This is a genomic window from Pseudomonas sp. P4_C8, assembly GCF_056401975.1.
Genome location: NZ_JBFUIH010000019.1, coordinates 110,612 through 137,272, shown reverse-complemented (window position 1 = coordinate 137,272; position 26,661 = coordinate 110,612). Strand labels below are relative to the sequence as shown.

Annotated in this window: 25 protein-coding genes and 1 pseudogene; 2 read left to right on the top strand and 24 right to left on the bottom strand. The window is 58.5% G+C overall.

Annotation, left to right across the window (positions count from 1 at the left end; translation table 11 throughout):
* From AC1DWM_RS14260 to AC1DWM_RS14225, 8 genes and pseudogenes are all read right to left on the bottom strand, one after another.
* Positions 1–630: pseudogene (locus AC1DWM_RS14260) on the bottom strand (bifunctional aconitate hydratase 2/2-methylisocitrate dehydratase); the annotation flags it as partial.
* Positions 631–1,041: 411 nt separating this feature from the next.
* Positions 1,042–1,716, bottom strand: a complete 675-nt coding sequence (locus tag AC1DWM_RS14255) for an MliC family protein (protein ID WP_477795462.1) — start codon at positions 1,714–1,716, stop codon at positions 1,042–1,044.
* Positions 1,717–2,041: 325 nt separating this feature from the next.
* Positions 2,042–2,401, bottom strand: coding sequence for a hypothetical protein (locus tag AC1DWM_RS14250; RefSeq protein WP_223521517.1), 360 nt, complete (start codon positions 2,399–2,401; stop codon positions 2,042–2,044).
* A gap of 239 nt (positions 2,402–2,640) precedes the next feature.
* Positions 2,641–4,005, bottom strand: coding sequence for a purine-cytosine permease family protein (locus AC1DWM_RS14245; RefSeq protein ID WP_223521518.1), 1,365 nt, complete (start codon positions 4,003–4,005; stop codon positions 2,641–2,643).
* A gap of 5 nt (positions 4,006–4,010) precedes the next feature.
* Positions 4,011–4,688, bottom strand: coding sequence for a cysteine hydrolase family protein (locus AC1DWM_RS14240; RefSeq protein ID WP_477795461.1), 678 nt, complete (start codon positions 4,686–4,688; stop codon positions 4,011–4,013).
* Between the two features lie 91 nt (positions 4,689–4,779).
* A complete protein-coding gene (locus tag AC1DWM_RS14235; protein ID WP_223521522.1) occupies positions 4,780–4,932 on the bottom strand; it encodes a hypothetical protein in 153 nt (50 codons plus the stop codon).
* Between the two features lie 123 nt (positions 4,933–5,055).
* Positions 5,056–6,099, bottom strand: a complete 1,044-nt coding sequence (locus tag AC1DWM_RS14230; protein WP_223521524.1) for an LLM class flavin-dependent oxidoreductase — start codon at positions 6,097–6,099, stop codon at positions 5,056–5,058.
* Between the two features lie 105 nt (positions 6,100–6,204).
* On the bottom strand, positions 6,205–6,690 hold the full coding sequence (locus AC1DWM_RS14225; RefSeq protein ID WP_223521526.1) for a flavin reductase family protein: 486 nt from the start codon (positions 6,688–6,690) through the stop codon (positions 6,205–6,207).
* Positions 6,691–7,012: 322 nt separating this feature from the next.
* Here AC1DWM_RS14225 and AC1DWM_RS14220 point away from each other — a divergent pair, with 322 nt between their 5' ends.
* Positions 7,013–8,419, top strand: coding sequence for a purine-cytosine permease family protein (locus AC1DWM_RS14220; RefSeq protein ID WP_477795460.1), 1,407 nt, complete (start codon positions 7,013–7,015; stop codon positions 8,417–8,419).
* A gap of 864 nt (positions 8,420–9,283) precedes the next feature.
* Here AC1DWM_RS14220 and AC1DWM_RS14215 read toward each other — a convergent pair.
* The 5 genes from AC1DWM_RS14215 to ribBA form a co-directional block, all read right to left on the bottom strand.
* The gene (locus AC1DWM_RS14215) at positions 9,284–10,438 is read right to left on the bottom strand and encodes an ABC transporter ATP-binding protein (protein WP_223521528.1); all 1,155 of its coding nucleotides are present in this window, start codon (positions 10,436–10,438) and stop codon (positions 9,284–9,286) included.
* Between the two features lie 17 nt (positions 10,439–10,455).
* Complete coding sequence (locus AC1DWM_RS14210) at positions 10,456–11,265, bottom strand: ABC transporter permease (protein WP_223521529.1); 810 nt, start codon at positions 11,263–11,265, stop codon at positions 10,456–10,458.
* A 6-nt stretch (positions 11,266–11,271) separates the two neighbouring features.
* Entirely contained in the window at positions 11,272–12,216 is a 945-nt protein-coding gene (locus AC1DWM_RS14205; RefSeq protein ID WP_223521530.1) for an ABC transporter permease, read from the bottom strand.
* Complete coding sequence (locus AC1DWM_RS14200; protein WP_223521531.1) at positions 12,213–13,238, bottom strand: ABC transporter substrate-binding protein; 1,026 nt, start codon at positions 13,236–13,238, stop codon at positions 12,213–12,215. Before AC1DWM_RS14200 ends, AC1DWM_RS14205 begins: the two co-directional genes overlap by 4 nt.
* A 340-nt stretch (positions 13,239–13,578) precedes the next feature.
* Positions 13,579–14,688: a bifunctional 3,4-dihydroxy-2-butanone-4-phosphate synthase/GTP cyclohydrolase II gene (gene ribBA, locus AC1DWM_RS14195; RefSeq protein ID WP_477795459.1), complete on the bottom strand. Its 1,110-nt coding sequence runs from the start codon at positions 14,686–14,688 to the stop codon at positions 13,579–13,581.
* Between the two features lie 71 nt (positions 14,689–14,759).
* Here ribBA and AC1DWM_RS14190 point away from each other — a divergent pair, with 71 nt between their 5' ends.
* The gene (locus AC1DWM_RS14190) at positions 14,760–15,056 is read left to right on the top strand and encodes a DUF1330 domain-containing protein (RefSeq protein ID WP_223521533.1); all 297 of its coding nucleotides are present in this window, start codon (positions 14,760–14,762) and stop codon (positions 15,054–15,056) included.
* Between the two features lie 118 nt (positions 15,057–15,174).
* Here the strand turns inward: AC1DWM_RS14190 and AC1DWM_RS14185 are convergent, their stop codons facing one another.
* From AC1DWM_RS14185 to AC1DWM_RS14135, 11 genes are all read right to left on the bottom strand, one after another.
* Entirely contained in the window at positions 15,175–15,738 is a 564-nt protein-coding gene (locus tag AC1DWM_RS14185; RefSeq protein ID WP_223521535.1) for an NUDIX hydrolase, read from the bottom strand.
* A gap of 2 nt (positions 15,739–15,740) precedes the next feature.
* Positions 15,741–16,493, bottom strand: a complete 753-nt coding sequence (locus AC1DWM_RS14180; protein ID WP_223521537.1) for a GntR family transcriptional regulator — start codon at positions 16,491–16,493, stop codon at positions 15,741–15,743.
* 87 nt (positions 16,494–16,580) lie between these two features.
* Positions 16,581–16,970 carry a carboxymuconolactone decarboxylase family protein gene (locus AC1DWM_RS14175; RefSeq protein WP_139645298.1) on the bottom strand — a complete coding sequence of 130 codons (390 nt, stop codon included), beginning with the start codon at positions 16,968–16,970 and terminating at the stop codon, positions 16,581–16,583.
* Between the two features lie 123 nt (positions 16,971–17,093).
* Positions 17,094–18,545 (bottom strand): NAD-dependent succinate-semialdehyde dehydrogenase, encoded by a 1,452-nt coding sequence (locus tag AC1DWM_RS14170; RefSeq protein WP_477795458.1) that lies wholly within the window; start codon positions 18,543–18,545, stop codon positions 17,094–17,096.
* 115 nt (positions 18,546–18,660) lie between these two features.
* On the bottom strand, positions 18,661–19,146 hold the full coding sequence (locus tag AC1DWM_RS14165) for a flavin reductase family protein (RefSeq protein WP_223521540.1): 486 nt from the start codon (positions 19,144–19,146) through the stop codon (positions 18,661–18,663).
* Positions 19,147–19,158: 12 nt separating this feature from the next.
* On the bottom strand, positions 19,159–20,640 hold the full coding sequence (locus AC1DWM_RS14160) for an aldehyde dehydrogenase (protein WP_223521542.1): 1,482 nt from the start codon (positions 20,638–20,640) through the stop codon (positions 19,159–19,161).
* A complete protein-coding gene (locus tag AC1DWM_RS14155) occupies positions 20,637–21,470 on the bottom strand; it encodes an alpha/beta fold hydrolase (protein ID WP_223521544.1) in 834 nt (277 codons plus the stop codon). The genes AC1DWM_RS14160 and AC1DWM_RS14155 overlap by 4 nt, the downstream gene beginning before the upstream one ends.
* 43 nt (positions 21,471–21,513) lie before the next feature.
* Complete coding sequence (locus AC1DWM_RS14150) at positions 21,514–22,104, bottom strand: amino acid synthesis family protein (RefSeq protein ID WP_201112043.1); 591 nt, start codon at positions 22,102–22,104, stop codon at positions 21,514–21,516.
* Positions 22,105–22,352: 248 nt separating this feature from the next.
* The gene (locus AC1DWM_RS14145; RefSeq protein WP_223521778.1) at positions 22,353–23,690 is read right to left on the bottom strand and encodes an MFS transporter; all 1,338 of its coding nucleotides are present in this window, start codon (positions 23,688–23,690) and stop codon (positions 22,353–22,355) included.
* Positions 23,691–23,966: 276 nt separating this feature from the next.
* Positions 23,967–25,382, bottom strand: a complete 1,416-nt coding sequence (locus AC1DWM_RS14140) for an amino acid permease (RefSeq protein ID WP_223521545.1) — start codon at positions 25,380–25,382, stop codon at positions 23,967–23,969.
* A 175-nt stretch (positions 25,383–25,557) separates the two neighbouring features.
* Complete coding sequence (locus AC1DWM_RS14135; protein ID WP_477795457.1) at positions 25,558–26,613, bottom strand: ornithine cyclodeaminase; 1,056 nt, start codon at positions 26,611–26,613, stop codon at positions 25,558–25,560.
* Positions 26,614–26,661 lie beyond the last annotated feature (48 nt).

Here is a 26,661-nt window from a genome sequence, read left to right as displayed (position 1 = left end):
CACGATACCGTCGCGAGCCATTTTCAGCATGGCCAGGGCGTGCAGCGGGATGTCCGGGCGGGACCAGGCGTCCGGAGCAGGGGACAGGTCGTCGGTGTTGGTTTCGCCGGTGACCTTGAACACGCGCAGGCTGATCTTGTCGGCCAGCACAGGGCGGTTTTTGAACCACTCGCCGTCAGCCCAGGATTGCAGCACGCCTTTGGCGTGAACGTTAGCGTTCCAGGCGCGTTCAGCGACGTCGTGGAAAGCGTCGAACATCAGCAGGGTGTGCTTGAGTTCTTCGGCAGCCACCGGGGCCAGTTCGACGTCGTCCAGCAGGTTGACCAGCGTGACGATGTTGTAGCCGCCCTGCATGGTGCCGAGCAGTTCAACCGCGCGCTTCTTGTCGATCAGAGGGGATGTGGCTTCGCCTTGGGCGAGGGCGGACAGGAAGCCGGCCTTTACATAGGCCGCTTCGTCCACGCCAGGTGGAACGCGATGGGTGATCAGGTCAATGAGGAACGCTTCTTCGCCAACCGGAGGATTTTTCAGCAGCTCAACCAGGCCTGCCGTTTGTTCGGCGTTAAGCGCCAAGGGTGGAAGCCCTTGCTCGGCACGTGCTTGTAATTGTTGTACGTAGGTCTCAAGCACTGGGCTTCTCCTGTCATACCGCGTGTTGTTGAGTGAACGAACAGGGCGCAAAGCAGCCGGGTATTGGTCCACTAAATAAAGGTAGGAACAGTTGTTCAGTAATCGAGGGTGACCACCCAAAACCACCAGATCAACTGTTCCTACAAAAGGTGTTCTGTCCCGAAGCCGGAAGGCACAGATCGGTGTCTGCCCCAATCGGAGATTTTCGCCAATGACACTCATTGTCGACACTATTTCGTGATCGAGCCGAAATATAATGATTTGTCGGAGGGTAATCAACAGGATTGTCGACACATTTTGGATGGTGGTCGAAATGTTATGCCGCAAATGGCGGTTGGGGCGGCTGAATATTTGATTGATCGCAACGGGTGTCGACAATGAGATGGCTCTGTTGCAGGCGTGCCAGAGCCCTCAGCCGACCGGCTCGACCGTACAGCTCATTTCCCCAGAGCCTGGCTTCTGGAAAAACACCCCATAGTCGTTTTGTCGGAAGCTGTAGTTCCCCTGGTAATCCTTGCCGATGTATCGGCTTCCTGAATCACTTGGCACCTGGTTCAAGGTGATCGAGGCGTTTGCCCATTTCAGGTACACGACACCCGGCTGCGTGTGAAAGTAAGTGGCGGCAATCAGCGCGTTGAGTCCGATACACCGAAACGCCAGGGGGCCATCGGTCAGTCTGTCGGGGTCTTTGGTTCTCACAATGGCCGAGCCTTGGCGTAGCTGGTGCGCACGCTCGGCATAACTTCGGACCGTGCAGGTCTTGGGCTCCGGCGCGGTGCCACACTGATTGCGGGCATCGATCCAGAACTGCTGGTCACGCATGACTTTGTCGGGAAGCGGTACGGAATGTTCATCCGTGAGCGCCAGGCGATAGAGACGCATCAGTTCAATATCCATCTGCGCCAGTTGTGGATCGTGGCAGATGAGTTTTTCTACGCGTGCTCTGGCGTCGCCGCAGTCGAAGCTGGTTTTGTAGGTTGGCGCAGGCTTGGCATGCTTTTCATGCTTGGCAGCATCGGCAAAGGGGATCGTCGCCGCGCATACGCTGACGAGAAGACAGGTGAAAAGGGTCGTGACCGTTTTCATGTTGACGTCACCCGGATTGTGACAAGCTTCTAAAAAACAAAATAAAAATCTAATAAAAACAAATTGTTATGAGGTCTTGTAGCTAATAAAAAACCCTCGGGAATTTGGTTTTCTATCGTTTTCAATCAACCTCTTTCTTGCCCACACCTGTACCTGATCATTTCAAGTCAAAGGCGTGACTGTAAAGTAGCACGACGGTCTGACAGTCGCTCATTACGGTGCCGACGCTGCGATGCTCGGTCATAGCCATCACCACTGACGAGTAGGACCCCGAGTCCAGGACGCATTACTGTGAACAAAATGATGGTTATCCAATTTTGAACAATTAAACCGGTGGTTCGTCGCGCTGGCGAAATTGTTGGGCGCGCTCGACGCTGTGGGTCATCTGTGCGGACGCGTGAAGGGTCAAGGGATGCTGGGTAAAACCGGGTCTTGGGGAAATGTAATCGGCCATTTCTCTGGCAACGGCGAGCTGACGTTCCGAGCCTTCGGCTAGCAACGCGATGACCAGGTTTTCCAGGGCAATGACTCGGACTCGCAAGTGAACCAGTTCGGCGTTGGTCAGCGCGGGCGGGGCGGTAAACGCATCGCCCTCGATGGATGTTGCAGCGGCTTGATCGTCCCATGTCGACAAAGGTGGATGGACTGGTGTCTCAGCGTTTGGGAAAGGATTTTTATTGAGCATGAGCGAGGTCTCCAAGGCTGTTCAGCGGTTAGAAGCTTAGCCCCTGGAGCGCGCATGGGGAGGGCAATCGCTCGATGTCGATATCTTGATATCAATCAAGGATGGCTTTGCGCAGAGGCTGTAGGGTGGAAAAACGCCTCGGGGCTGGATCTGGCCGAGCACAACGAGCGTGCCTACAACCATTAAGGTGGCCTGAAACAGTGCAACGCCGGCCCAGGGCCGGCGTTGTTGTTTTACGGTTACTGCGACGCTTGATTCAACGCCGGCGCCCGCTTGCCGAGTTTCATTAGCCAGTAGTAACTCAAGGCCGGCACCAGCAAGCCGACCAGCCAGGCCAGGTCGACACCATCCAGTGCCGTGGCCACCGGGCCAACGTACAACGTGGTGTTCATGAACGGAACCTCAAGGGCAATCGCCAGCAGGAAACTGCCGCAGGCGATCCAGTTGACCCTTCCATACATCCCGTTGAGGTCGAAGATGTCATCGATCCGGTACTGGCCTTTTCGCAGGCAGTAGTAGTCCACCAGATTGATTGCCGTCCAGGGGATCAGGAAGTAGCTCATGAAGAAAATGAAGTTGAGAAAGAAGCTGATGAAGTCGTCCTGACTGATCGTGCACAGCGCAGTCGCCACCAGGCTGATCACCAGCATGAACAGGCCACGCACACGCGGTGTCACCTTGAGCCGGGCGAAAGGTTCAATCACGGTGATGGTCGACATGAACGCCCCGTACAGGTTGAACACGTTGATTGACACCTGGCCATAGACAATGAAGGCGAACAGCAGGATCGCGCCGCTGCCGAACAGCCCGGCGACATGGCCGCCAACGTTGCTGGAAAAGTCGCCGATGCCGACGCTCAGGATTGCCCCGAGAATCATCATCCACGCGCCGCCACTGACCGTGCCGGCGTAGCTGTACCAGAACACCTGAGCGGTCGGCGTGCTGCTTGGCAGGTAGCGCGAATAGTCAGCGACATAAGGCGCATAGGACAGCTGCCAGGTCACGGCAATGCTCACCGCCACCAGAAACTTCGACAGCGAAAAGCCTGTTGGCAGCCATTGTTCGGCGGGAATCGACAGCTGCAAGGCAAACAACGTGGCGGCGGCAAACACCAGCAGTGAAAGGATCGAGAGCAGCTTTTGCAAACGGTGAATCAGCCGATAGCCGTACAGCGCAACGACGAAGCACAAGGCACCGATCAGGTAGATGTTGCCGCTGGCCGGCAACGGGCTGACGGACTCCAGCGCCTGAGCGGCGAGCAAGGTGTTGCTGACGAAGAAACCCAGGTAGATCAGCATCACGAACAACAGCGGCAATACGGCGCCCAACACGCCGAACTGGGCGCGGCTCTGGATCATCTGCGGGATGCCCAGCTTCGGGCCCTGGGCTGAGTGGGACGCCATGAAAATCGCCCCGACCAGCGAGCCGATGATGATTGCCAGCGCGCTCCAGAACAGGTTGAGCCCCATCACCACCGGCAGCACGCCGGACGCGATGGTGGTGATGTTCATGTTGGCGCCGAACCAGATATAGAACAGCGAAGCGGGACGACCGTGGCGTTCGGTTTCGGGGATGAAATCGATGCTTCTTTTTTCGACTTTCATGGCGATTACTCCTGAGTCCGAACGAGATGGGCTTGCAGACGGGCGATGGTGCCTGGCAGCTCATGGGGCTGATGGGCAAACATGTCCGGGTGCTCGGGATTCAGGCTGACGTAATCGAGCTGTTGCAGGGCGCGCTGACATTCGGTGCTGGTGAGAATTTCCAGTGAATAGACCCAGTTGGCCATGATCAGCAATGCCGAATAGTGCCCCGCCAGGGTGGTCGTGGTGCAGGCGTCGCTGACCAGCCGAACGTGATAACCCAGCGCAAAGGCATCGAACACGCTGCTGAGTACGCAGACATCCGTCAACACACCGCAGATGATCAACGTGTCGACTTCCAGCGTCTTGAGCAGGGTATCGAGGTTGGTGCGGTGAAAGGCACTGTAACGGCCCTTGTCGATGATGAGTTCACCCGGTTGAGGCGCCAGCTGTTCGATGATTTCCACTTGCCGGGTGCCGGCGCGATAGCTACTGGGGCCGCCGTCGCTGGCCCGGGGTTCACCGCGCGGCAGGTCAATGCCGTCGGCTCGGTTGGTATGGCGGGTATAAATGACAGGCGTCCGCTGACTGCGGGCGGTTTCGAGCAGGGCTGCGGTATGGGCAATTACCGGGTCGAAGTTTTCCAGGACGAGACCGTCCTCCTGCTGCATGTCGATGATCAACAGCGCGTTTTTATTGTTCATTGAGCAAACCTGATCAAAGGCGAAACACGATGCACCGTTATTCGCCGTGAGAGGGCGAGGTGTCGGTGCGTGAATTCCAGTTCGGGTGGGCTCAGTGAACTAACTGCCAGAAGCCATTCTGCTTGGCTGAAACACTGGCGCGCAGGCGCTTGAAATGCAGGTGCGAAGCGGTCCATTCACCGCGCAGATAAGCCCGCGCGGCGCCGGAGGGAAGGGCGAGTGATTGGAGACGACCATTGAACATGGGAATCGACCCTTGTGGGAGTGAGCCTGCTCGCGAAAACGCCCGGACAACGCGGTTATTCAGGCGGAGCACGTTATCGTTGACGTCCATCGCGAGCAGGCTCGCTCCCACAGCGCAGAGTACTCAGCGGAACGCCGGGACCACGTGTTTGATAAACAGCTCCAGGGACTTTTTCTTCTCGGCGTGCGGCAGGCTGTTGTCGCACCAGAAGCTGAATTCGTCGACGCCCAGTTCCTGGTAGTACTTGATGCGCGGAATGATTTCTTCCGGGGTGCCGATCATGGCGGTCTTGTGCAGGCTCTCCAGTTCGAACTCTGGACGGCCGGCGAATTTCTCCTCAGGGCTCGGCGCCAGGAAGCCGTTGACCGGCGTTTCCTTGTTGCCGAACCAGGCATCGAAGGTGCGGTAGAACTTGGCGATCGCCTTGGCCCCGACTTTCCAGCCTTCAGGTTCGTCAACCGAGTGGACATGGGTGTGACGCAACACCATCAACTGTGGGCGTGGCACGTCCGGGTTGTTGTCCAGGGCGGTCTGGAATTTGTTCTTCAGGTCGAGGACTTCTTCGTCGCCCTTCATCAGCGGGGTGACCATGACGTTGCAGCCGTTGGCCACGGCGAAGTTGTGTGAGTCCGGGTCGCGCGCGGCGATCCACATCGGCGGATTAGGCTTCTGGATCGGCTTCGGCACGCTGGTGGACGTCGGGAATTTCCAGATATCGCCATTGTGGGCGTAGTCACCTTGCCACAATGCTCGAACCACCGGAACCATTTCCCGCAGCGCCTGACCACCGGAAGAAGCAGGCATGCCGCCGGCCATCCGGTCGAACTCAACCTGATACGCGCCACGGGCCAGGCCGACTTCCATGCGACCGTTGCTGATCACGTCCAGCAATGCGCATTCACCGGCGACCCGCAACGGGTGCCAGAACGGCGCGATGATGGTACCTGCGCCCAGGTGAATGGTGGTGGTCTTGGCAGCCAGGTAGGCCAACAAAGGCATGGGGCTTGGCGAGATGGTGTATTCCATGGCGTGGTGTTCGCCGATCCAGACGGTGCTGAAACCGCCGGCCTCGGCCATCAGGGTCAGTTCGGTCAAATCTTCGAACAACTGGCGGTGGCTGACGCTTTCGTCCCAACGTTCCATGTGTACGAACAAGGAAAACTTCATGACGCTACCTCGGATCTTTTGTTGTCGGCCTGTCGACTGCGGGCCTGATGGTTATTGGTATACCATAATACGCTATTCGCGCAAATTATTTCCGGATCAGCTGACTCATGCAAGTACGGGCAGGGCGCCCATCTTGCCGTGGCAATACACCAATGGTCCGGTGTTTTGCTGTGGCACGATCAGGTTCTTCACGGCACCCACCATGATCGCGTGATCGCCGCCTTCATATTCGCGCCACAACTCGCACTCGATGACCGCCGTAGCGTTGGCCAAAATGGGGTTGCCCAGTTCGCTCAAGGTCCATTCGATACCTTGCGCCTTGTCTTTGCCTTTTCGCGCGAACGCATAGGCTTCGCTCTGCTGGCCGCCGGAAAGCACGTGAATGGCAAAGCGTTTGTTCTTGATCAGAACGGGATAGGAGTCGGAACTGTAGTTCGGGCAGAACAGCACCAGGGCCGGGTCCATGGACAGCGAGCTGAAGGCGCTTGCGGTCAGGCCGACGATTTGACCGTCGTCATCCAGCGTGGTGATCACCGTTACGCCGGACGGGAACGAGCCCATGACTTGTTTGTAGATGGCGGCATCAATCATTGGACGGTCCTCGGGTGGTGAAACGTGTTTTTATCGGTTTGTAGGTCTGATGGTATACCGTAATACATCGTTTGCAAGTGCTTTTTCTGTGGACTGATAAACGTACACCTTTGGTCTAAAAGTCAGCATTTACGGGGGGTTAAGATAGGAGGCGTGTGCACTTTTACGGCAGGATTGCGGATCAGATGGGTGCGCAAAGACCGAATCAGTCTTGTGAAAATGTTGGAATACCATAATATGGTCCGCATCTGAGGGGTGCCAAGATGTGCCCCCGGTTTGGCTTCATACAAAGATAAGAACAGACAAACTCGAGTTCATGCATATGTCCCAGATGTCCCGGCAAGACCCGTTGATCGAGAATCACACGGTCGATTACGTTCCACTCGCAGAGCGCCACGGGAAGGCCCGCGATCTTTTCACTTTATGGTTCAGCACCAACATTGCACCGTTGCCTATCGTTACGGGTGCCATGGTGGTTCAGGTGTTCCATCTCGATCTGTTCTGGGGGCTGCTGGCGATAGCGCTGGGGCACATGGTCGGCGGGCTGGTGATTGCCCTCGCATCGGCTCAGGGACCCCGCATGGGAATTCCGCAAATGGTGCAGAGTCGCGGCCAGTTCGGGCGCTATGGCGCGCTGCTGATCGTGTTCTTTGCCGCCCTGATCTACATCGGTTTCTTCATCTCCAATATCGTGCTGGCCGGCAAGTCGATTGTCGGAATCGCACCCTCAGTCCCGGTCCCCGCCAGCATCCTCATCGGCGCCCTCAGCGCTACGGCGATCGGGGTGATCGGTTATCGTTTCATTCACACCCTGAACCGCATCGGCACCTGGGTCATGGGCAGTGCCTTGCTTGCGGGTTTCCTCTACATCTTCGCCCATGACCTGCCGGCGGATTTCTTTACCCGCGGCGGGTTTAACCTGTCGGGCTGGTTGGCCACGGTGTCTCTGGGGATCATCTGGCAGATCAGTTTCTCGCCTTATGTGTCGGACTACTCGCGCTACCTGCCGGCCGATATCGGCATCGCCCGTCCGTTCTTCGCCACTTATCTGGGCGCAACCCTGGGCACGATCCTGTCGTTTACCTTCGGCGCGGTGGTGGTACTGGCGACCCCTGAAGGTACCGAAGCCATGGCGGCGGTGAAGCAATCCACCGGGTGGCTGGGGCCGATTCTGATGGTGCTGTTCCTGCTCAATATCATCAGTCACAACGCCTTGAATCTGTATGGCGCGGTACTGTCGATCATTACCTCGATCCAGACCTTCGCCAGTCAGTGGACGCCCAGCATCAAGGTGCGTGTGGTGTTGTCGAGTGTGGTGTTGGCAGGTTGCTGTGTGGTGGCGCTGGGGGCGTCTGCAGATTTCATTTCGCAGTTCATCGGACTCATCCTCGCGCTGCTGCTGGTGCTGGTTCCATGGGCCTCGATCAACTTGATCGACTTCTATGTGATCAAGCGCGGGTGCTATGACATCGCCTCGATCTTCCGTGCGGATGGCGGGATTTATGGGCGGTTCAATTGGCATGCAATCGTGGCGTATTTCATCGGGATCATCGTGCAGCTGCCGTTTGCCAATACGTCGCTGTATGTGGGGCCGTATGCCAATCTGGTTGAGGGTACGGACCTGTCGTGGTTGGTGGGGTTGGTGGTGACTTGTCCGCTCTACTATTGTCTGGCTACGCGAGGGGAGGCTCGGGGGAGCAGGGCTTCGAGGTTGAGTTATACCCGTTGATTTAAGTTTGTTTGGGATGCCCGGCTTTTTGCCGGGCATTTTTGTTTGGGCTCTTTGATTGTGTACATATCCATTCCTGCGGTAACGGCTGCTAGCGGTTTCGCTCTTACAGCGAGTCACTTGGAAAAGCCTGCGCGGCCCGGCCCAAAGTAACCAAGGGCTCTTGCCCCTTTCGTTCGGTGCCTCGGCCAGGCTCGGCATGCCCTCGCTCCGGTCCTGCTCCGTGGGCCCGCCGCCATCGGCCATCCATGGCCGGGGGCGGCTAACCCGGCATCCATGCCGGGTTGCCCACTGCGCAGAACCTCCACTCGGCCTCTCGAGGGGGCGTGCACCGCAAACGCTAAAGCGAGGCGGCCGACCGGCCTGACCGGGAGGTTGTACGCATTTCCCTGTGGGAGCTGAGCTTGCTCGCGATGACTGTAGAGCAGTCGACATCGAAGCGCCTGACCCACCGCCTTCGCCGGCAAGCCGTGCTCCTACAGGGGAGTGTGCCAAACACAAATGTTGTGTACATCACTGAACAATGTGGGAGCCACAGCGAGGTGGCCTACCGGCGGCCTGATCGGGAGGTTGTACGCATTTCCCTGTGGGAGCTGAGCTTTCTCGCGATGACTGTAGAGCAGTCGACATCGAAGCGCCTGACCTACCGCCATCGCCGGCAAGCCGTGCTCCTACAGGGGAATGTGCCAAACACAAATGTTGTGTACATCACTGAACAATGTGGGAGCGAACCTGCTCGCGATGACGTCTGCGAAACAAATAAGGCGTGGAATAAATGCAAAAAAAAGGGCCACCGCAACCCGACGTTGCGGCGACCCGAGAGTGGCACTTAACTAGCAGCTCACTGGCGTGAACATCAAAAAATCAATGCGCCCCAGCAGCCTTGTTCAAATCGCTCTCAGCCCATTCGGTATAGACGCAGGCATCCGCAGTAGCCCAGCGCACACGCACCGGATCACCTGCTTTCATTGGCATGCCAGCAGCTGAAAGTGCCTTCACGGTCATCGACGTACCGCCCGAGGTCAGTACGCTGCAGGTCTGGCTTTCGCCCAGGAACAACACCTCCACAACCTTGGCTGATACTTCATTCCAGCCCGCAGCCAGCGGCTCCTGAGTGGCTTGTTCGATACTCAGTGCCAACGCCTTTTCCGGGCGCACCATCAGCAAAACATCCTGATTGGTTTGCAGGCCGGCTGTCAGGCGGATCGACAGCGATTGCCCTTCGAACGAAGCCACCGCGTTGCCCTGAGCCTTAAGTTTCAGGAAGTTCGAGTTACCGAGGAACGAGGCGACGAACGCATTCGGCGGGTTCTGGTACAAGTCATAGCCACTGCCCAGGCCGACGATCTTGCCGTGACTGAAAATCGCGATGCGTTGGGACAAACGCATGGCTTCTTCCTGGTCGTGGGTCACATAGACAATGGTGATGCCCAAACGTCGATGCAGTTGGCGCAATTCATCCTGCAAGTCTTCGCGCAGCTTTTTATCCAGCGCACCAAGGGGTTCATCCATCAACAGAATGCGTGGCTCATAGACCAGCGCCCGGGCGATGGCGACGCGTTGTTGCTGCCCCCCGGAGAGTTGCGAAGGGCGGCGATGGGCGAATTGTTCAAGCTGCACAAGCTTGAGCATTGCATCGACCCGACGTTCACGTTCCGCTGTGGCCAATTTGCGAATCGCCAATGGGAAGGCGATGTTGTCGCGCACCGAAAGGTGCGGGAACAACGAGTAGCGCTGAAACACCATGCCGATGTCACGCTTGTGTGGCGGCACGTTGACCAGCGATTGGCCATTGACCAGGATCTCGCCGCTGCTCGGTGTTTCGAAACCGGCCAGCATCGACAGGGTGGTACTTTTACCGGAGCCGCTGGAGCCGAGAAAGGTGAGGAATTCACCGTCCTTGATGTCCAGCGAAATGTTGTCCACGGCGGCAAAGTCGCCGTAGTGCTTGTTCAGGTTGCGCAGGCTTACCAGCGACTGGTCGTTCTGTTGAGCGGAATCTTTAATCACTGCACTCATGTCGTACTCCTGCGCGCTCAGGCGCTGATTTCATTGCGCCGGCGCAGTGCGGCGGCGATCACCATGACCAATACCGAGAGGCCGATCAGCAGCGTCGAAGCGACGGCGATCACGGGCGTCAGGTCCTGGCGCAGGGTGGTCCACATTTTCACGGGAAGGGTTTGCAGGGTCGGGCTGGCCATCATCACGCTCAGCACCACTTCGTCCCACGACACCAGGAACGCAAACAGGGCACCGGCGACCATGCCCGGACGGATCGCCGGAAAGGTCACCTTGAACACCGCTTGCAGGCGTGATGCACCGCAGATCACAGCGGCATCCTCGATCGACTGGTCGAACAGCTTCAGCGAGTTGATGATCGAGATGATGGTGAACGGCAATGCAACGATGACGTGGCTGACCACGAAAGCGAACATCGTCCCGGTGTAGCCCAGTTTAAGGAACAGCGCGTACACCGCCACGGCGATGATCACCAAGGGCACGATCATCGGCAGGGTGAACAGGCCGTAGAGCATTTCCCGGCCAGGGAAGCGGCCGCGTACCAGGGCAAATGCAGTGGGCAGGCCCAGGGCGACGGCGAAGAATGTTGTCAACACCGCAACCTTGAGGCTGGCCATTGCAGCGTTCATCCAGTCGGCGTTGGAGAAGAACTGGCCGTACCATTTCAGCGTCCAGCCCGGTGGCGGGAACACCAGCCATTGCGACGATCCGAACGACAGCAGCACGATGAACACGATCGGCAGCAAAAGGAACAGACCGATCAGCCCGGTGGTGAAGTACAGGCCGAAGCGCATCCGACGGCTCATGGCATTAGGGGTCAGGAGCATGACGGCTTACCTCGCGTTGCTGGCGCCAACCGGGGATTCCGGTTGAAGCTTCAGGTAGAAGTAGAACAACACCAGCGTAATGACGATCAACAACGCGGCACCGGCGCTCGCCAGCCCCCAGTTGAGGAAAGACTGCACCTGTTGAATGATGAACTCGGGCAGCATCATGTTCTGCGCACCACCCAGCAGCGCCGGGGTGACGTAGTAACCCAGAGACATCACAAACACCATCAGGCCACCGGAGAACAGGCCTGGCCGGCACAGCGGCAGGAACACCCGGAAGAAATTGGTCCAGGGACTGGCACCGCAGATCGAGCCGGCTTGCAGAATCATCGGGTCGATAGCCTGCATGGTCGCCTGCAGCGGCAGTACGATGAACGGGATCATGATGTAGCTCATGCCGATCACCACGCCGGTGAGGTTATGCACCATCTCCAGCGGTTGATCGATGATGCCCATCGCCATCAACGCCTTGTTGATGACCCCCGAAGCTTGCAACAGCACAAGCCAGGAGTAGGTACGGGCAAGGAGACTGGTCCACATCGACAACAACACAATGTTGAGAATCCAGCGACCCCAGCCATGCGGCACCAGGGTGATGGCCCAGGCCAGCGGAAAGCCCAGCAGCAGGCTGAACAGTGTCACCAGGCCGGCCACCGAGAAGGTGTTGAGCAGCACCCGGGCATACGCCGAGTTGGCGAACAATTGCTCGTAGTTGCCCAGCCCTGGAACCGGCTCAAGCACGCCGCGCAGCAGCAGGCCAATCAACGGTGCCAGAAAGAACAGACCGAGGAACAGAAGGGCGGGGATCAGGTTGCTCGAACCACGCCAGCGTTGTGCCAGAGTCGGGGATTGCCTCATCGCAACCGCCTCGCCGAGGGCCAGACCGGCAGCACCATTGGCGCTACCGGATGCAGTGGGTTGACGGGGCGCGGTTACCGTCATTTTCATTTGACCAGCCATTCGTTCCACCGTGTCGCGATGGCAGGACCGTTTTTGGCCCAATACGCGAAATCAAGAGTGATCTGATCCTTGGCGTAGGCAGTCGGCAGGTTAGGTGCCAAAGCCGAATCCAGGAGCGCGACGCTGTCGACGTTGACCGGAGCGTAGGCGGTCAGGTTGGAGAAGTCGGCCTGGCCCTTGGCACTGCTGGCGTTAGCCAGGAACTTCATCGCTGCGTCCTTGTTTTTCGAACCTTTGGGAATGACCAGGATGTCGGCCATGACCAGGTTCTGTTTCCAGCTCACGCCGACGGGGGCGCCGTCTTCTTGCAGCGCGTGAATGCGGCCGTTCCAGAATTGACCCATGCTCGCTTCGCCGGAGGCCAGCAACTGTTGCGACTGGGCGCCGCCGCCCCACCAAACGATGTCTTTCTTGATGGTGTCGAGTTTCTTGAAGGCCCGATCCAGGTCTAGCGGATAGAGTTTGTCCGCGGCGACGCCGTCAGCCAGCAGCGCCAGTTCCAGCACACCTGGGCTTGGCCATTTATAGAGTGCGCGTTTACCGGGGTAGGTCTTGGTGTCGAATAGCGCGGACCAGTCCTGGGGTTTGCTGGCGCCGAGCTTGCTTTCGTTGTAGCCGAGGACGAAGGAGAAGAAGAACGAGCCGACGCCGTGATCGGAGACGAACCGCGGGTCGATTTTATCCCGTTCAATGACTTTGAAATCGAGGGGTTCGAGCAGGCCTTCGGAGGCGGCGCGCAAGGCGAAGTCAGCTTCGACATCAACCACGTCCCACTGCACGTTGCCGCTTTCGACCATGGCTTTGAGTTTGCCATAGTCGGTGGGGCCATCCTGGACCACGGTGATGCTGCTGGCCTTGCTGAACGGATCGGCCCAGGCTTGCTTTTGCGCATCCTGAGTGCTGCCGCCCCAGCTGACAAAGTTGACGCTTTCAGCTGCCATCAACGCTTGGCTGGTCACGCTCAGCAGTCCCGCAAAAAGAACCGCGGTTGCACGTTTGTTCAACACCATTTTCACGCCCTCATTGTTGTGTTTATGAGCGGGGCTTCGAGCGCCCGCCTATCGGGAGCAGTAGGTCCATCGAGTCAGTTCTGACTGTCCGGTCTATGGAATATCATATTATGGTATTCCAAACTTTGTGCAAGCACTTTGCCGTACCGGCTATCAGCCAAAACATGCTTTTTTGTTCGGCGAGGGCATTGCCCAACCTAACTCGAATCCAGAGGACGACTTGCCCTTTGTAGGAGCTGGCTTGCCAGCGATGGATTCACAAACACCGCGTTTATCCGGCAAACACGCGTCATCGTTGACGACCATCGCTGGCAAGCCAGCTCCTACAGTGGGTCACTATTCACTGGGCGAACGGGATGCTTTCTACGACTTCCAGGTCGTACCCGGTCAAACCCGCGTATTTGAGCGGTGGGCCGAGATGACGCAGTTTGCCCACGCCAAGGTCTTGCAGGATCTGCGCCCCAGTCCCCACTTCAGAATAGATGCGTGACTGCGAACGGCTGAACTGGCGAGGCGGCTGCGTGAGTTGCGGTACACGCTCGAGCAATGCCTGTGACGACTCATGGTTAGCCAACACCACCACCACGCCACGACCTTCTTCGGCAATCCGCTGCAACGCGGCCCATAGCGTCCAGTTGGACGGGCCGCTGTACTCGGCGCCGACGAGATCGCGCAATGGGTCGATCACATGCACACGCACAAGCGTCGCTTCATCGCGGCGCAAGTCGCCCATCACCATTGCCATGTGGACACCGCCTTCGATGCGATCCTCGAAGGTGATCAGACGAAAGGTGCCGTGCACGGTGGGCAGCTCGCGTTCACCGATGCGCACCACGGTGTGTTCGGTGCTCAGACGGTAGTGAATCAGGTCGGCGATGGTGCCAATCTTGATGCCGTGCTTGCGCGCGAACACTTCCAGGTCCGGACGACGGGCCATCGTGCCGTCATCGTTCATGACTTCGACGATCACCGAGGCCGGCGTGAAGCCTGCCAGGCGCGCCAGGTCGCAGCCAGCCTCGGTATGACCGGCGCGGGTCAGCACGCCACCTTCCTTGGCGCGTAACGGAAAGATGTGCCCCGGCTGCACCAGATCGGCGGGCCCGGCATTCGGGGCAACCGCCGCCGCAACGGTGCGCGCCCGGTCCGCCGCGGAGATGCCGGTAGTCACCCCGGTGGCGGCCTCGATGGACACGGTGAACGCGGTGCTGAACACACTGCCATTGCTCGGAACCATTTGCTCCAGACCCAGGCGCTGGCAGTGGTCGTCGGTCAGCGTCAGGCAGATCAGGCCACGCGCCTCACGGGCCATGAAGCTGATCGCTTGGGCTGTGCAACAGTCGGCTGCCAGCAGCAGGTCGCCTTCGTTTTCCCGGTCCTCGTCATCGACCAGTAGCACCATTTTGCCTTGGCGATAGTCTTCGATAATTTCTTCGATAGTGTTGAAGGCCATGTCGGGAATCTCAGTGTTTGATGGAAATGTATTGTGGTATACCATAATACAAAATCAACCGAGAGGTCACTATGAAGGCGTACTGGATTGCTCACGTGGATGTCACCGACCCCGATCAATACAGCCAATACACCCTGCGGGCACCGCAGGCATTTGCCGAATATGGCGGACGATTGCTGGCGCGCGGCGGGCGCAGTGAGGCGATGGAAGGTCGGCCGACGCCACAACGCAGCGTGGTGATCGAATTTGACTCTTATGAACAGGCGCTGGCGTGCTATCGGTCAGATCTGTATCAGGAGGCGAAAGGGCATCGCGAGGGGGTGGCTCGGGCCGAGGTGATTATTGTCGAGGGTGTAGCGCCAGCATGAAAAACGCCACATAACCCTGTAGGAGCCGGCTTGCCGGCGAAGGCGTCCTTGAGCATTGCACTTATCTTGCGGGCGCCTTCGCTGGCAAGCCAGCTCCTACAGGGGAAACCGGTTTTCGCTAGCGGATGAAATGAATCTTGCCGCTGTCGTCGTTGCCGATGTAGATGCCATAGACGCCGGCCTGCCGTTCCTCGATGTAGCGCTCGAGGATCTGCCGGATCGCCGGGTAATAGATGCTGTCCCAAGGGATGTCCTCGGGTGCAAAGAATTTGTAGTCGAGGGTTTCCGGCCCGAACTGGCCAGTGATTTCCAGGGCGATGGCGCGGAAGATGATGTACACCTCGCTGATCTTCGGCACGCTGAAGATCGAGTAGGGTGAGAGGATTTCGCCCCGCACGCCACTCTCTTCCCAGACCTCGCGCAACGCTGCCTGCTCGGTGGTTTCGCCAGCCTCCATGAAGCCCGCTGGTAGCGTCCAGGTGCCGGGGCGCGGCGGGATCGCGCGTTGGCACAGCAAGTACTTGCCGTCCTGCTCGATGATGCACCCGGCAATGATTTTCGGATTGATGTAGTGGATATAGCCGCAGCTGCGGCACATCAGGCGCTCGTGCGTATCGCCCGGCGGTTGCTGCTGACCGAGGTCATTGCCGCCGCACTTTGGACAAAAGCTCGGGCTGAACATGATTAGCGACCTATGCGCGGTTCTTTGAGCGCGATGGGTTGGGTGATCTCGGGGATCGCCCCGGTCTCATCCTGCTTGCGCTTGAGGTAATCGAGGGCGACGGTGGCGGCGGCGCGGACGTGGTCGACGCAAGCCTGGTGAGCGGCCAGAGGATCACCGCTCTTGATCGCCTCGACCATGCGTTCCATTTCCTGGTTGCTGGCGCCACGACGGTTTTCCTGGGACACCGACGTCGCGCGCAGGTAGCTGATGCGCGCCTGAAGCTGACGCAGCTGAGTAGCCGCGACGTGGTTACCGGAGCCTTCGAGCAGTACGTCGTAGAAACCTTGCACGGAGTCGATGACTTGTTGCAGTTCGCCTTCCTTGAGCGCCTGACGGTTTTCCTCCAGGGCTTTTTCCAGGGCCTTGATGTCCTTGGCCTTGGCGCGCAGGGTGAACAGCTGAACGATCAGCCCTTCGAGCACGCAACGCAGCTCATAAATATCGACGGCATCGGCCAGGGTAATGATCGCCACCCGTGGGCCCTTGGCGTCGGCAAATTCCACCAGACCTTCGGATTCCAGGTGACGCAACGCTTCGCGCACGGAGGTACGGCTGACGCCCAGGCGATCGCACAGATCGCGTTCGACCAGACGGTCTCCCGGCAGAAGCTGGAAGTTCATGATGGCGCTTCGCAGTTTATCCAGCACGATTTCGCGCAGGGTAACGGGGTTGCGATTGACCTTGAAGCTGTCGTCGAGTGGCAGGCGTTTCATGGGGTCCGCTCTGAATGTGGCTGTCCATGCAAAAAGAGCACTTCGATCCTTTGGATCATCCGTACTCATTCAATCAAACAGCCAAGGTTAACTGGAGGCCTCGGCATCGGCTTCGGCGAACGCTTCACGGGCGAGCCGGAAACTGTCGACGGCAGCGGGTACACCGCAATATATGCCGACCTGAAGCAGAATTTCGCGTATTTGCTCACGACTCAGGCCGTTACGCAAGGCACCGCGCACATGCAGCTTGAGTTCGTGAGGCCGGTTGAGGGCCGAGATCATGGCCAGGTTGATCATGCTGCGCTCTTTTAGCGACAAACCCTCACGACCCCAGACGTGGCCCCAGCAGTACTCGGTGACCATTTCCTGCAACGGACGGGTGAAGTCGTCGGCATTCTCGATGGAGCGTTTCACATAGGCTTCACCCAGTACCTGGGTGCGGATCTGCAAGCCTTTTTCGTACTTCTCGTTACTCATTTCGCTTATCTCCGTGGGGCACGGATATCAGTGCTGTTCTGTAGGAGCCCGGCTTGCCGGCGAAGGCGTCCTCAAGAACGCCATAGCCGGCAAGCCGGACTCCTACAATATGACCAACATGACCTAGAGCCCGCCCATCAGGGTGTATTTAAGTTCAAGGTAGTCTTCGATGCCGTACTTGGAGCCTTCGCGGCCCAGACCCGAGGATTTGATCCCGCCAAAAGGCGCGACCTCAGTGGAAATCAGCCCTTCGTTGATCCCGACCATGCCGTATTCCAAAGCTTCACTCATGCGCCATGCCCGGCCCAGATCACGGGTGTAACAGTAGGCGGCCAGACCGAGCTCGGTGTCGTTGGCCATTTGGATCGCTTGGGCTTCGCTGTCAAAGCGAAACACGGCTGCCAATGGGCCAAAGGTTTCTTCCTGGGCGACTTTCATCGCGCATGTCACGCCGGCCAGCACTGTTGGCTGGAAGAAGCCGTGGCCCAACGCGTGACGCTCGCCTCCACAAAGCAATTGCGCACCTTGTGCAAGCGCGTCCTGCACATGGTCTTCAACCTTGGCCACGGCGCGGTCGTTGATCAGTGGGCCTTGATTGACCCCGGCATCGAAACCGCTGCCGACGTTGAGTTGCGAAACCCGTTCGGCCAACCGCGCGACGAAGGCGTCGTGAATTCCGTCCTGCACCAGGAAGCGATTGACGCAGACACAGGTCTGGCCGGCATTGCGAAACTTGGCGATCAGCGCGCCCTCCACGGCACGTTCCAGGTCTGCATCGTCGAAGACAATAAATGGCGCGTTGCCGCCCAGTTCCAGCGAGACTTTTTTCAGTGTCGGTGCGCACTGCGCCATCAGCAATTTGCCGATGCCAGTGGAACCGGTGAACGACAGCTTGCGCACCAAGGGACTTGCTGTCAGCTCGCCGCCGATGGCGACAGCGTCCCCGGTGATTACGTTGAAGATGCCCGCTGGAATGCCGGCCTGTTCGGCCAATGCGGCCATGGCCAATGCCGAAAACGGGGTTTCCGGCGCCGGTTTAACGATGCATGGACAACCCGCAGCCAGTGCCGGACCGGCCTTGCGAGTTATCATCGCGGCAGGGAAATTCCATGGCGTGATCGCCGCGACGACACCGATCGGCTCTTTGCTGACGACGATGCGCGCATCGCCCTTGTGGCTTGGAATGGTGTCGCCGTAAATGCGTTTGGCTTCTTCGGCAAACCACTCGATGAAACTGGCCGCATAGAGAATTTCCCCCTTGGCTTCCGCCAGGGGCTTGCCCTGTTCCAGAGTGAGGATTTCGGCAAGGGCATCGGCGTTTTCCAGCATCAGGGCGTGCCAGCGCTTGAGTGCGTTGCTGCGTTCCTTGGCGGTTATTGCACGCCAGGCTGGCCAGGCTTGATTGGCAATAGCGATGGCCTGGCGCGCTTCGGCGGCGCCAAGACTCGGCACCCGGCCAATCAGTTCGCCGGTGGCGGGGTTGAAAATGTCCTGTTGCGCACCATCGGGCGCATCCAGCCATTGGCCGCCGATGTAGGCCTGCTGGCGGAACAGTTGCGTGGCTGCTGGGCTCATGCCGGCTCCTGGAGAAAAGAGTGATTACCTGTAGGAGCCCGGCTTGCCGGCGAAGGCGTCCTCAGGTACGCCTTTGCCGGCAAGCCGGGCTCCTACAGGGTTTTGTGTGAAGCCATCAAGCCAGGGCGGGCAGGGGACCCAGCTTGCCCTTGTGATAGATCATCGGTGTCACGGGTTGCTCGGGAAGAATCAGGTTCTTCACGGCGCCGACTATGATGGCGTGATCACCACCATCGTATTCGCGCCACAGTTCGCACTCGATGATCGCGGTGGCTTTGCGCAGTAGCGGGTTGCCCAACTCGCTCAGGTGCCAGTCGATGCCGCTGGCCTTGTCCTTGCCTTTTCCGGCAAAGGCATAGGCTTCGGCGGTCTGGTCGGCGGACAGCAGATGAATCGCGAACTGCTTGCTATCGCGTAACACCGGGTAGGTGTCGGATGCGTAATTGGGGCAGAACAGCACCAGTGCCGGGTCAATCGACAGTGCACTGAAAGCGCTGGCGGTAATGCCGACGATGCCGCCGTCCGGGTCCAGGGTGGTCACTATCGTGACGCCTGACGGAAACGAGCTCATGACGTCTTTGTAAATGCCGGGTTCGATCATTTCTCAAGACTCCTAACGCATCACGAACGGATCAGGCATCGGTGCCTGGGAGAGGTTGATCCACACCGTTTTCAGCTCGGTGTAGGCCAGCACCGAATCGATGCCGCTTTCGCGTCCATAGCCGCTGTTTTTGAAACCGCCGATTGGCGCCATGGCCGACACTGCGCGGTAGGTGTTGACCCAAATGATCCCCGAGCGCACGTCCCGGGCCAGGCGATGGGCACGGCCCAGGTCGCGGGTCCAGATGCCGGCGGCGAGGCCGAACTGCGAGTCGTTGGCGATCGCCAGGGCTTCGGCTTCGTCCTTGAAACGAATGACTGAAGCCACCGGGCCGAACACTTCTTCTTGCATGATCTTCATCGAGTTGCTATCGCACTCGAACAGCGTCGGCTCATAGAACCAACCGTCACCGAGATTGGCCGGACGCTTGCCGCCCAGGCGCAGTTTCGCGCCTTCGGCAATGGCATCAGCCACCAGACCTTCAACCACTGCCAGTTGCTGCGCGGTGGCCATAGGGCCCATTTCGCTGCTGTCTTCCTGCGGGTTGCCGATGCGGATGCGCTGGGCGCGTTCCACCAAGCGGCCGACGAATTCATCGTAGATTTCGTCTTGCACCAACAGACGCGAACCGGATACACAACTTTGCCCGGAAGCGGCATAGATCCCGGCGATCGCGCCGTTGATCGCGCTGTCGAGGTCAGCGTCGGCGAAAATAATGTTCGGCGATTTGCCGCCCAGTTCCAGCGACAGCTTGGCGAAATTTTCGGCGCTGCTGCGTACAACATGCCGCGCTGTAGCCGCACCGCCGGTGAAAGCGATTTTGCGAACCAGCGGATGGCGGGTGAGGGCGGCGCCGGTGCTTGGGCCGTAACCGGTGACGACGTTGACCACACCGGGCGGAATCCCGGCTTCCAGCGCCAGGCGCGCCAGTTCGAGAATGGTTGCCGAGGCGTGCTCGGACGGCTTGATCACGATGGTGTTGCCTGCCGCGAGGGCCGGAGCCAGTTTGATCGCCGTCAGGTACAGCGGGCTGTTCCACGGAATGATCGCGGCGACCACGCCCATGGCCTCGTGCACGGTGTAGGCAAACAGGTCAGGCTTGTCCAGCGGCAGCGTTCCGCCTTCCAGTTTGTCAGCCAGGCCTGCGGTGTAGTGAAAGAATTCCGGCAGATAGCCGACCTGGCCGCGAGTCTCGCGAATCAGCTTGCCGTTGTCGCGGCTTTCCAGCTGCGCCAGTTGTTCCTTGTTTTCGGCGATCAGATCGCCCAGGCGGCGAAGCAGTTTGCCGCGAGCGGTGGCGGTGAGACCTCGCCAGGCCGCACTCTCGAAGGCAGTCTGCGCAGCCTGTACGGCGCGCTCGACGTCAGCTTCGTCGGCATCCGGCAATTCAGCCCAGGCTTGTGCCAAGGCCGGGTTCAGGCTTTCAAAGGTCTTGCCGGACAGGGCATCGACCCATTCACCGCCGATGCACATCTGGAAGCGTGCGAGTGTCATGCAACGATCCCCTTTATATGGTTTGGTCGGGAGTGCGCGGTGTCGAGAAACTCCAGCAACAGCTGGTTGACCAGGCGCGGCGATTCTACGGGCATCATATGCCGCTGTTCGGCGAGCACGGCAACGGTCGCGCCGGGAATGCGCTGGGCCAATTGCTCAGCCATTTCGGGAGTCGATCCCGGATCCAGCTCGCCGGTTGCAATCAATGTCGGCACCTGGATGCTGGCCAAGTCCTCGGCACGGTACATGTCTTGGGTTGCAAACAATTCATAGGTGGTCAAGTAACCCTGAGGATCATTGCCCGCCAGTGTCTGGCGGATCGCAGCGATCTGCGCAGGATTGGCTGCCTGGTATTCACGACTGAACCAGCGTGACAGCGCCGCCTCAGCGTTGGCGTCCGGCCCGTGTTCGGCGGCCTGGCTGGTGCGGGCGATAACACCGGCACGTTGTTCAGGGCTGCGATTGAACACGCTGTTGAGCACCACCAGACTTTGCAAGCGCTGCGGGTAATGCAGGGCAAAAGCCCGCGCCACCAGCCCGCCCATGGAAAAGCCGATCACCGCGGCCTTGGGCAATTGCAGGTGATCGAGCAACTCCAGCAACTGGTCGGCATAGCCAAGCAGGGGGGTTCCATTTTCCGGACGAGGACTGGCGCCATGGCCCAGCATGTCGTAGGCAATGACACGGTACTTCGTGGCCAAGCCAACGATCTGGCCGCCCCACATTTCTTTATTCAGGCCCACGCCGTGGATCAAGACCACGGGCTGGCCTTGGCCGGTCGCCAGGTAACTGGTTCCAGCCGGGGTGCGTTCAGCGGTGAGCCGAATCATGGAGCGCTCCTGCATACCTTTTTGTTGTAGTGACCGACCTTTATTACTGGGCTTTTTCGGCCGCCAGTTCTTCCAGGTCGATGTAGCGGTTGCCGATGCGTGGGTGCAGACGGCCGCCGTCCGCGCAACCCAGGACCACGACAATTTCGTCGGCACGTGGCGCGTCTTCGATCTGCATTTCCAGGGTGATGTAGTGCGAACGCAGGCCTTCGTCATCCTTGTGCATCATCGGAATCTGGATCGAGGTGCCCGGGCCACCGCGCTTGTTGGTGAAGCTCAGATAACTCTTGGCTTTAACCGCTTCGCGGTAATGGTTACCGAAACGCAGGGTGTGGATGACGGCGGAAGCGTGTTCGATTTCACCATCGGCACCGACGACGGCTGCCTTGCCATAAGCCTCGATTTTCTCGGCACCGCCGATGATGCCTACCAGGCGCTCAACCATAAGTGCTCCGAGGTCCGAGCAGTTGGCGCGGATTTCCGGCTTGAGGTCTTCGACGAAGCCGCGACCCAGCCAAGGGTTTTTCATCACCACAGCCAGGCCGACCATGGTCACTGGCGTATCGGTGGCCTTGCCGCCTTCGATAAAGGTTTCTTCGACATAGCTGACGATCTTGCGGATTTCGAAACTCATGAGCTGCTCCGTTTCAGGTTGAAAGTGTCTGTGCGTATGATGGTATACCATAATACCGGATGCGCAAGACCCTGAAATGAGTTTCTGGTCGGAAGGTGATGAAAAGAGGGGGGGAAGGGCGCAGTAGCTTTTAAGCGTCTCCACCAAAGCACTGCTACTCAGACATGGGCCTGCAGCAATACCCGGTGCTCCGTGCGGTGGATCGTCGGCAAGAATGGGCGACCCACCGTCTCGGCTCGTTTCGTGTTTCAGGCCGCAGCGCTCACTCCTGCGCCTTTCCCCTCCGTCGGAATGTCATGAAGGGAAATCCTTGAAGTCTCCGGCAATGCCAGTCCACCCGCCAGCGCAAGCAAAGCCACAGCGATTAGGTAGAACGCCGGCGACAAGTTGCTGCCGGTGGTGCTGATTAGCCACGTAGCCACCAGCGGTGCAGTGCCGCCGAAAATGGTATAGGCCATGTTGTAGGTAATCGCCGATGCGGTGTATCGAGTACGGGTAGGGAAGGTTTCCGAGAGCAAGGCCGCCGTTACCACACCGCACAACACCGCTCCAATCGCCAAGAGCATAACGCCGGCGATGGATGCTGCGAACGAGCCGGAGCTGGCCATCAGGAATGATGGATACACGGCCACAATTAATAGAGCGCAAGCCGTCATCACCGTTTTTCGACGCCCGACCCGGTCCGAATACAGCCCGGCCAGTGGGCAGATCGCCGCAGCGAATAGCAATGCAATCAGTGACACCAGCAACGCTGTTGCGCGGCTCAGGCCGCCCGCGACTTGCAGGTAGGTAGCGAAGTAGGTGGTGAACATATAAAACGATAGCGCCGTGAGCGACACAAAAGCGCCCAGGCAACAGATTGCCGCACCATGGTTGCGCAAGGTTTCCCTAAGTGGGGAATGGGCTACTGCATGCTCCTGAGTCACCGCCTGGAATGCCGGTGTCTCATCGAGCTTCCAGCGCAAGTACAGGCCCACCAGGCCCAGCGGCGCGGCAATCAGGAATGGCAGGCGCCAGCCCCAGCTACCCATCGCTTCGGCCGATAATGATGCCTCGAGTGCGTAGGCCACCACGGCTGCCGCGGCGAAGGCGGAAAAAGTAGACACCGGAATGAAGCTGCCGTACCAGGCGCGTTTATCATTCGGTGCATGCTCCATCAGATAGGCACAGGCACCTGCGTATTCTCCCCCGGCGGAAAAGCCTTGGGCGCAACGGATCAGGGAAAGCAGAATCGGCGCCATGACCCCGATCGCGGCATAAGTGGGCAGCAGACCGATCAAGGTCGTTGCACCGGCCATCAGTAGAATCGTCATCGCAAGGGTTCGCTTGCGGCCGATCCTGTCGCCCAGCATGCCGAAGAAAATCCCTCCAAGAGGCCGAAACGCAAAAGCCACGGCGAATACCGCAAAGGTTTTCAGCAGCGCGGCACTGGCATCGCCGCTTGGGAAAAATTGCTGGGCGATGGTTGTGGCCAAAAAGCCGTAGACGGCGAAGTCGAACCACTCGACGAAATTGCCGATGCCGGCGGCCACAATCACTCTTCTCAGGGTTCTTGGGCTGACTTGTTCTGTCGTTGCGCTCGTCATGCTGGACCTCGAGAGTTCGTTAGTAAGCTTTCGATTATCGGGGCAGGCACTAGGGCGGTTCACTTCAAAAGTGTCATCCACATAGTCAGTACCGACTTCATGCACTTGAATTAAGCATTACTCGCGCCAGATGGGTTGGTCGTTCATCCAAAGAGTTGGCCGTCAGTGATATTTGACGGCCTTGGCTTGCAGCTTTTCGATCCGCAGGTGCCCCACAAATGCAACTTCGCTCAAGGGCGTTTCACTGCATCGGCACCCGAAGGCTCCAGGTGAACATCAGCTGTACTGACTTGTCGATCCAGCTGCGGGTTTGGGCCTCCAGTTGTGGGTCAGCTGATAGGCAATTGCCAGCCATATGAACCAACCCGGCATCACCATTAAGGCAATACGGGTGTCAGGTCTTAATGCCAGCAAACAGAGAACAAAGCCCAGGAACGCCAAAGAGAACCAGGCCATCGGTACGCCTCCAGGCATCTTGTAGGCTGATTGAGCATGCAGGTCGGGCCGGCTTCTGCGATAGGCAATGTACGACGCGAGGATGGTCGACCAAGTGAAAATCACCAGGATCGCCGACACGGTAGAGACGATGGTGAACGCTGTCATGACTTCTGGAACGATGAACAGCAGCAGTACACCCACCAGCATCAACAGTGTGGTGAACGCCAGGCTCAGCAGAGGCACGCTATTGCCCGACAAACGCCGAAAAATTCCCGGAGCATTGTCATGACTGGCCAGCCCAAACAGCATGCGGCTGGATGAAAATACGCCACTGTTGGCCGATGAAGCGGCAGACGTCAGCACCACGAAGTTGACGATACCTGCTGCTGCGGGAAACCCTGCCACCAGAAACAGCTCGACGAAAGGGCTCTTGTTGGGCGAAACCTGTTGCCAGGAAGTCACTGCAATAATGCAGGCCAGTGCCAGCACATAAAACAGGATGATTCTCAGCGGAATCGAGTTGATGGCTTTAGGCAGGGTCTTCTCGGGGGAACGGGTTTCGGCGGCTGCGGTGCCGATCAGCTCGGTGCCGGCAAAGGAGAAGATTGCCATCTGGAAACCGGCAAAGAAACCAAACAGGCCGTTGGGGAAAGCCGCCTGTTTATCCAGCAGGTGGTTCAGGGATGCAGTGACGCCATTGGGTGAGACGAAGGAGCTGGCAATCAGCACCATGCTGACGCCAATCAAGGTGACGACGGCAATGATCTTGATGATCGCGAACCAGAACTCCACTTCACCGAAAAGCCTGACCGTCAGCACGTTCAAGGCAAACAGCGTCATTAACATACCGATGGCCGGTATCCAGGCGGGTACATCGGGGAACCAGTACTGGAAGAATCCGCCGACCACTACTGCATCGCCTACCACCGCGACGCTCCAGCTCAGCCAGTACGACCAACCAAGGAAGAAAGCCGCTCGCGGGCCGAGGTAGGCACCGGCAAAATCCGCGAAGGTTTTGAAGTTCAAGTTCGAGAGCAACAGTTCGCCCATGGCGCGCATGACGAAGTAGACGAACAGACCGATGATCATATAGATGAGGATGATCGACGTGCCGGAGAGGGCGATGATCTTCCCGGAGCCCATGAACAGACCTGTCCCGATGGCACCTCCCATGGCCATTAACTGAATGTGACGATTGCTGAGCGTGCGCTGCAGCGCGGGCTGTTCAACCAGCCCGGACGGAGTCGATTTCATTACAAAACCTCTTGATTTTATGTTTTTGAGTTTTGGCAGAAAAGTGGATGTCTAGCGTTCTTGTTAGAGATGCAACGGCTACTGACGGTGGTGGTTTGCGGGTGGCAGGGTTTCTCGTCCGAGACAAGGTGCGCGGCCCCTTGGCACCTTGCTCAGGGGGCCTCACCTATGGCGATCAGCTGACTGTGCGCAGGCGCGAGGGGGCGATTGCTGGCTGCGGATCAAGCAGTTGGTAGAGATTTTTTATGTTGGCAGGCGTCGGCACCAAGTGGATGCGCTCACCGATTGCATGCTCCCGCGCCAGGTCGTGCACGTAGCGCAGTGACGAAAAGTCTTCCAGGGCAAAACCCACTGAATCGAACACAGTGACCTGTGCGTCGTTCTCGCGCCCCGGGACTTCGCCTTGAACAATCCGGAAGAACTCGATGACGGGAAAGTCGGGCTCCAGTTGTTGAATATCGCCTTCAATCCGGGTTTGAGGTTCAAACTCAACGATGACGCGGGCTTTGCGCAGGATGTCGACGTGCAGCTCGGTTTTCCCCGGGCAGTCACCGCCGACGGCATTGATATGCATGCCGGGCTCGATCATCTCGGGCGTCAAAATCGTTGCATAGGCCTTGTCTGCCGTGACCGTGGTGATGATGTGCGCGCCCTTGACCGCGTCTTGTACCGAGTTGGCCAGAATCACCTCAATATCCGGAAATGCGGCCAAGTTGTGCTTCAACTTTAGTGAAGCGTCGCGATCGATATCGAAAATGCGGATTTCCTTGATGGACAGCATTTCGTGGAAGGCTAGGGCCTGAAATTCGCTCTGGGCGCCATTGCCGATGATTGCCATGATGCTTGAGCCAGGGCGCGCCAGGGACTGCGCGACCAGAGCGGAGGTCGCGGCAGTGCGCACGGCTGTGGTCAGCGTCAGTTCGCTGAGCAAGGTTGGATAGCCACTGTGGACATCAGCCAGGACACCGAAGGCCATGACCGTCAGCAAGTCCCTTTGACCGTTGTCCGGGTGACCATTCACGTATTTGAACGAGTACTGTTGGCCATCGTCGGTCGGCATCAACTCGATTACACCGTGGGCAGAATGATTGGCGGTGCGGGGCGACTTATCAAACTGCGCCCAGCGTGAGTAGTCAGCTTCGATGTAAGCCGCCATTTCGCGGATTGCCCGGCGTATTCCCACCTTGGCGAACAGGCGTGCGGCATGATCGACATCGATAAAAAGAGTCATGTTTTTATTCTCCGGTTCAATAGTTGAAACGCTGCGATTCAGGGGATG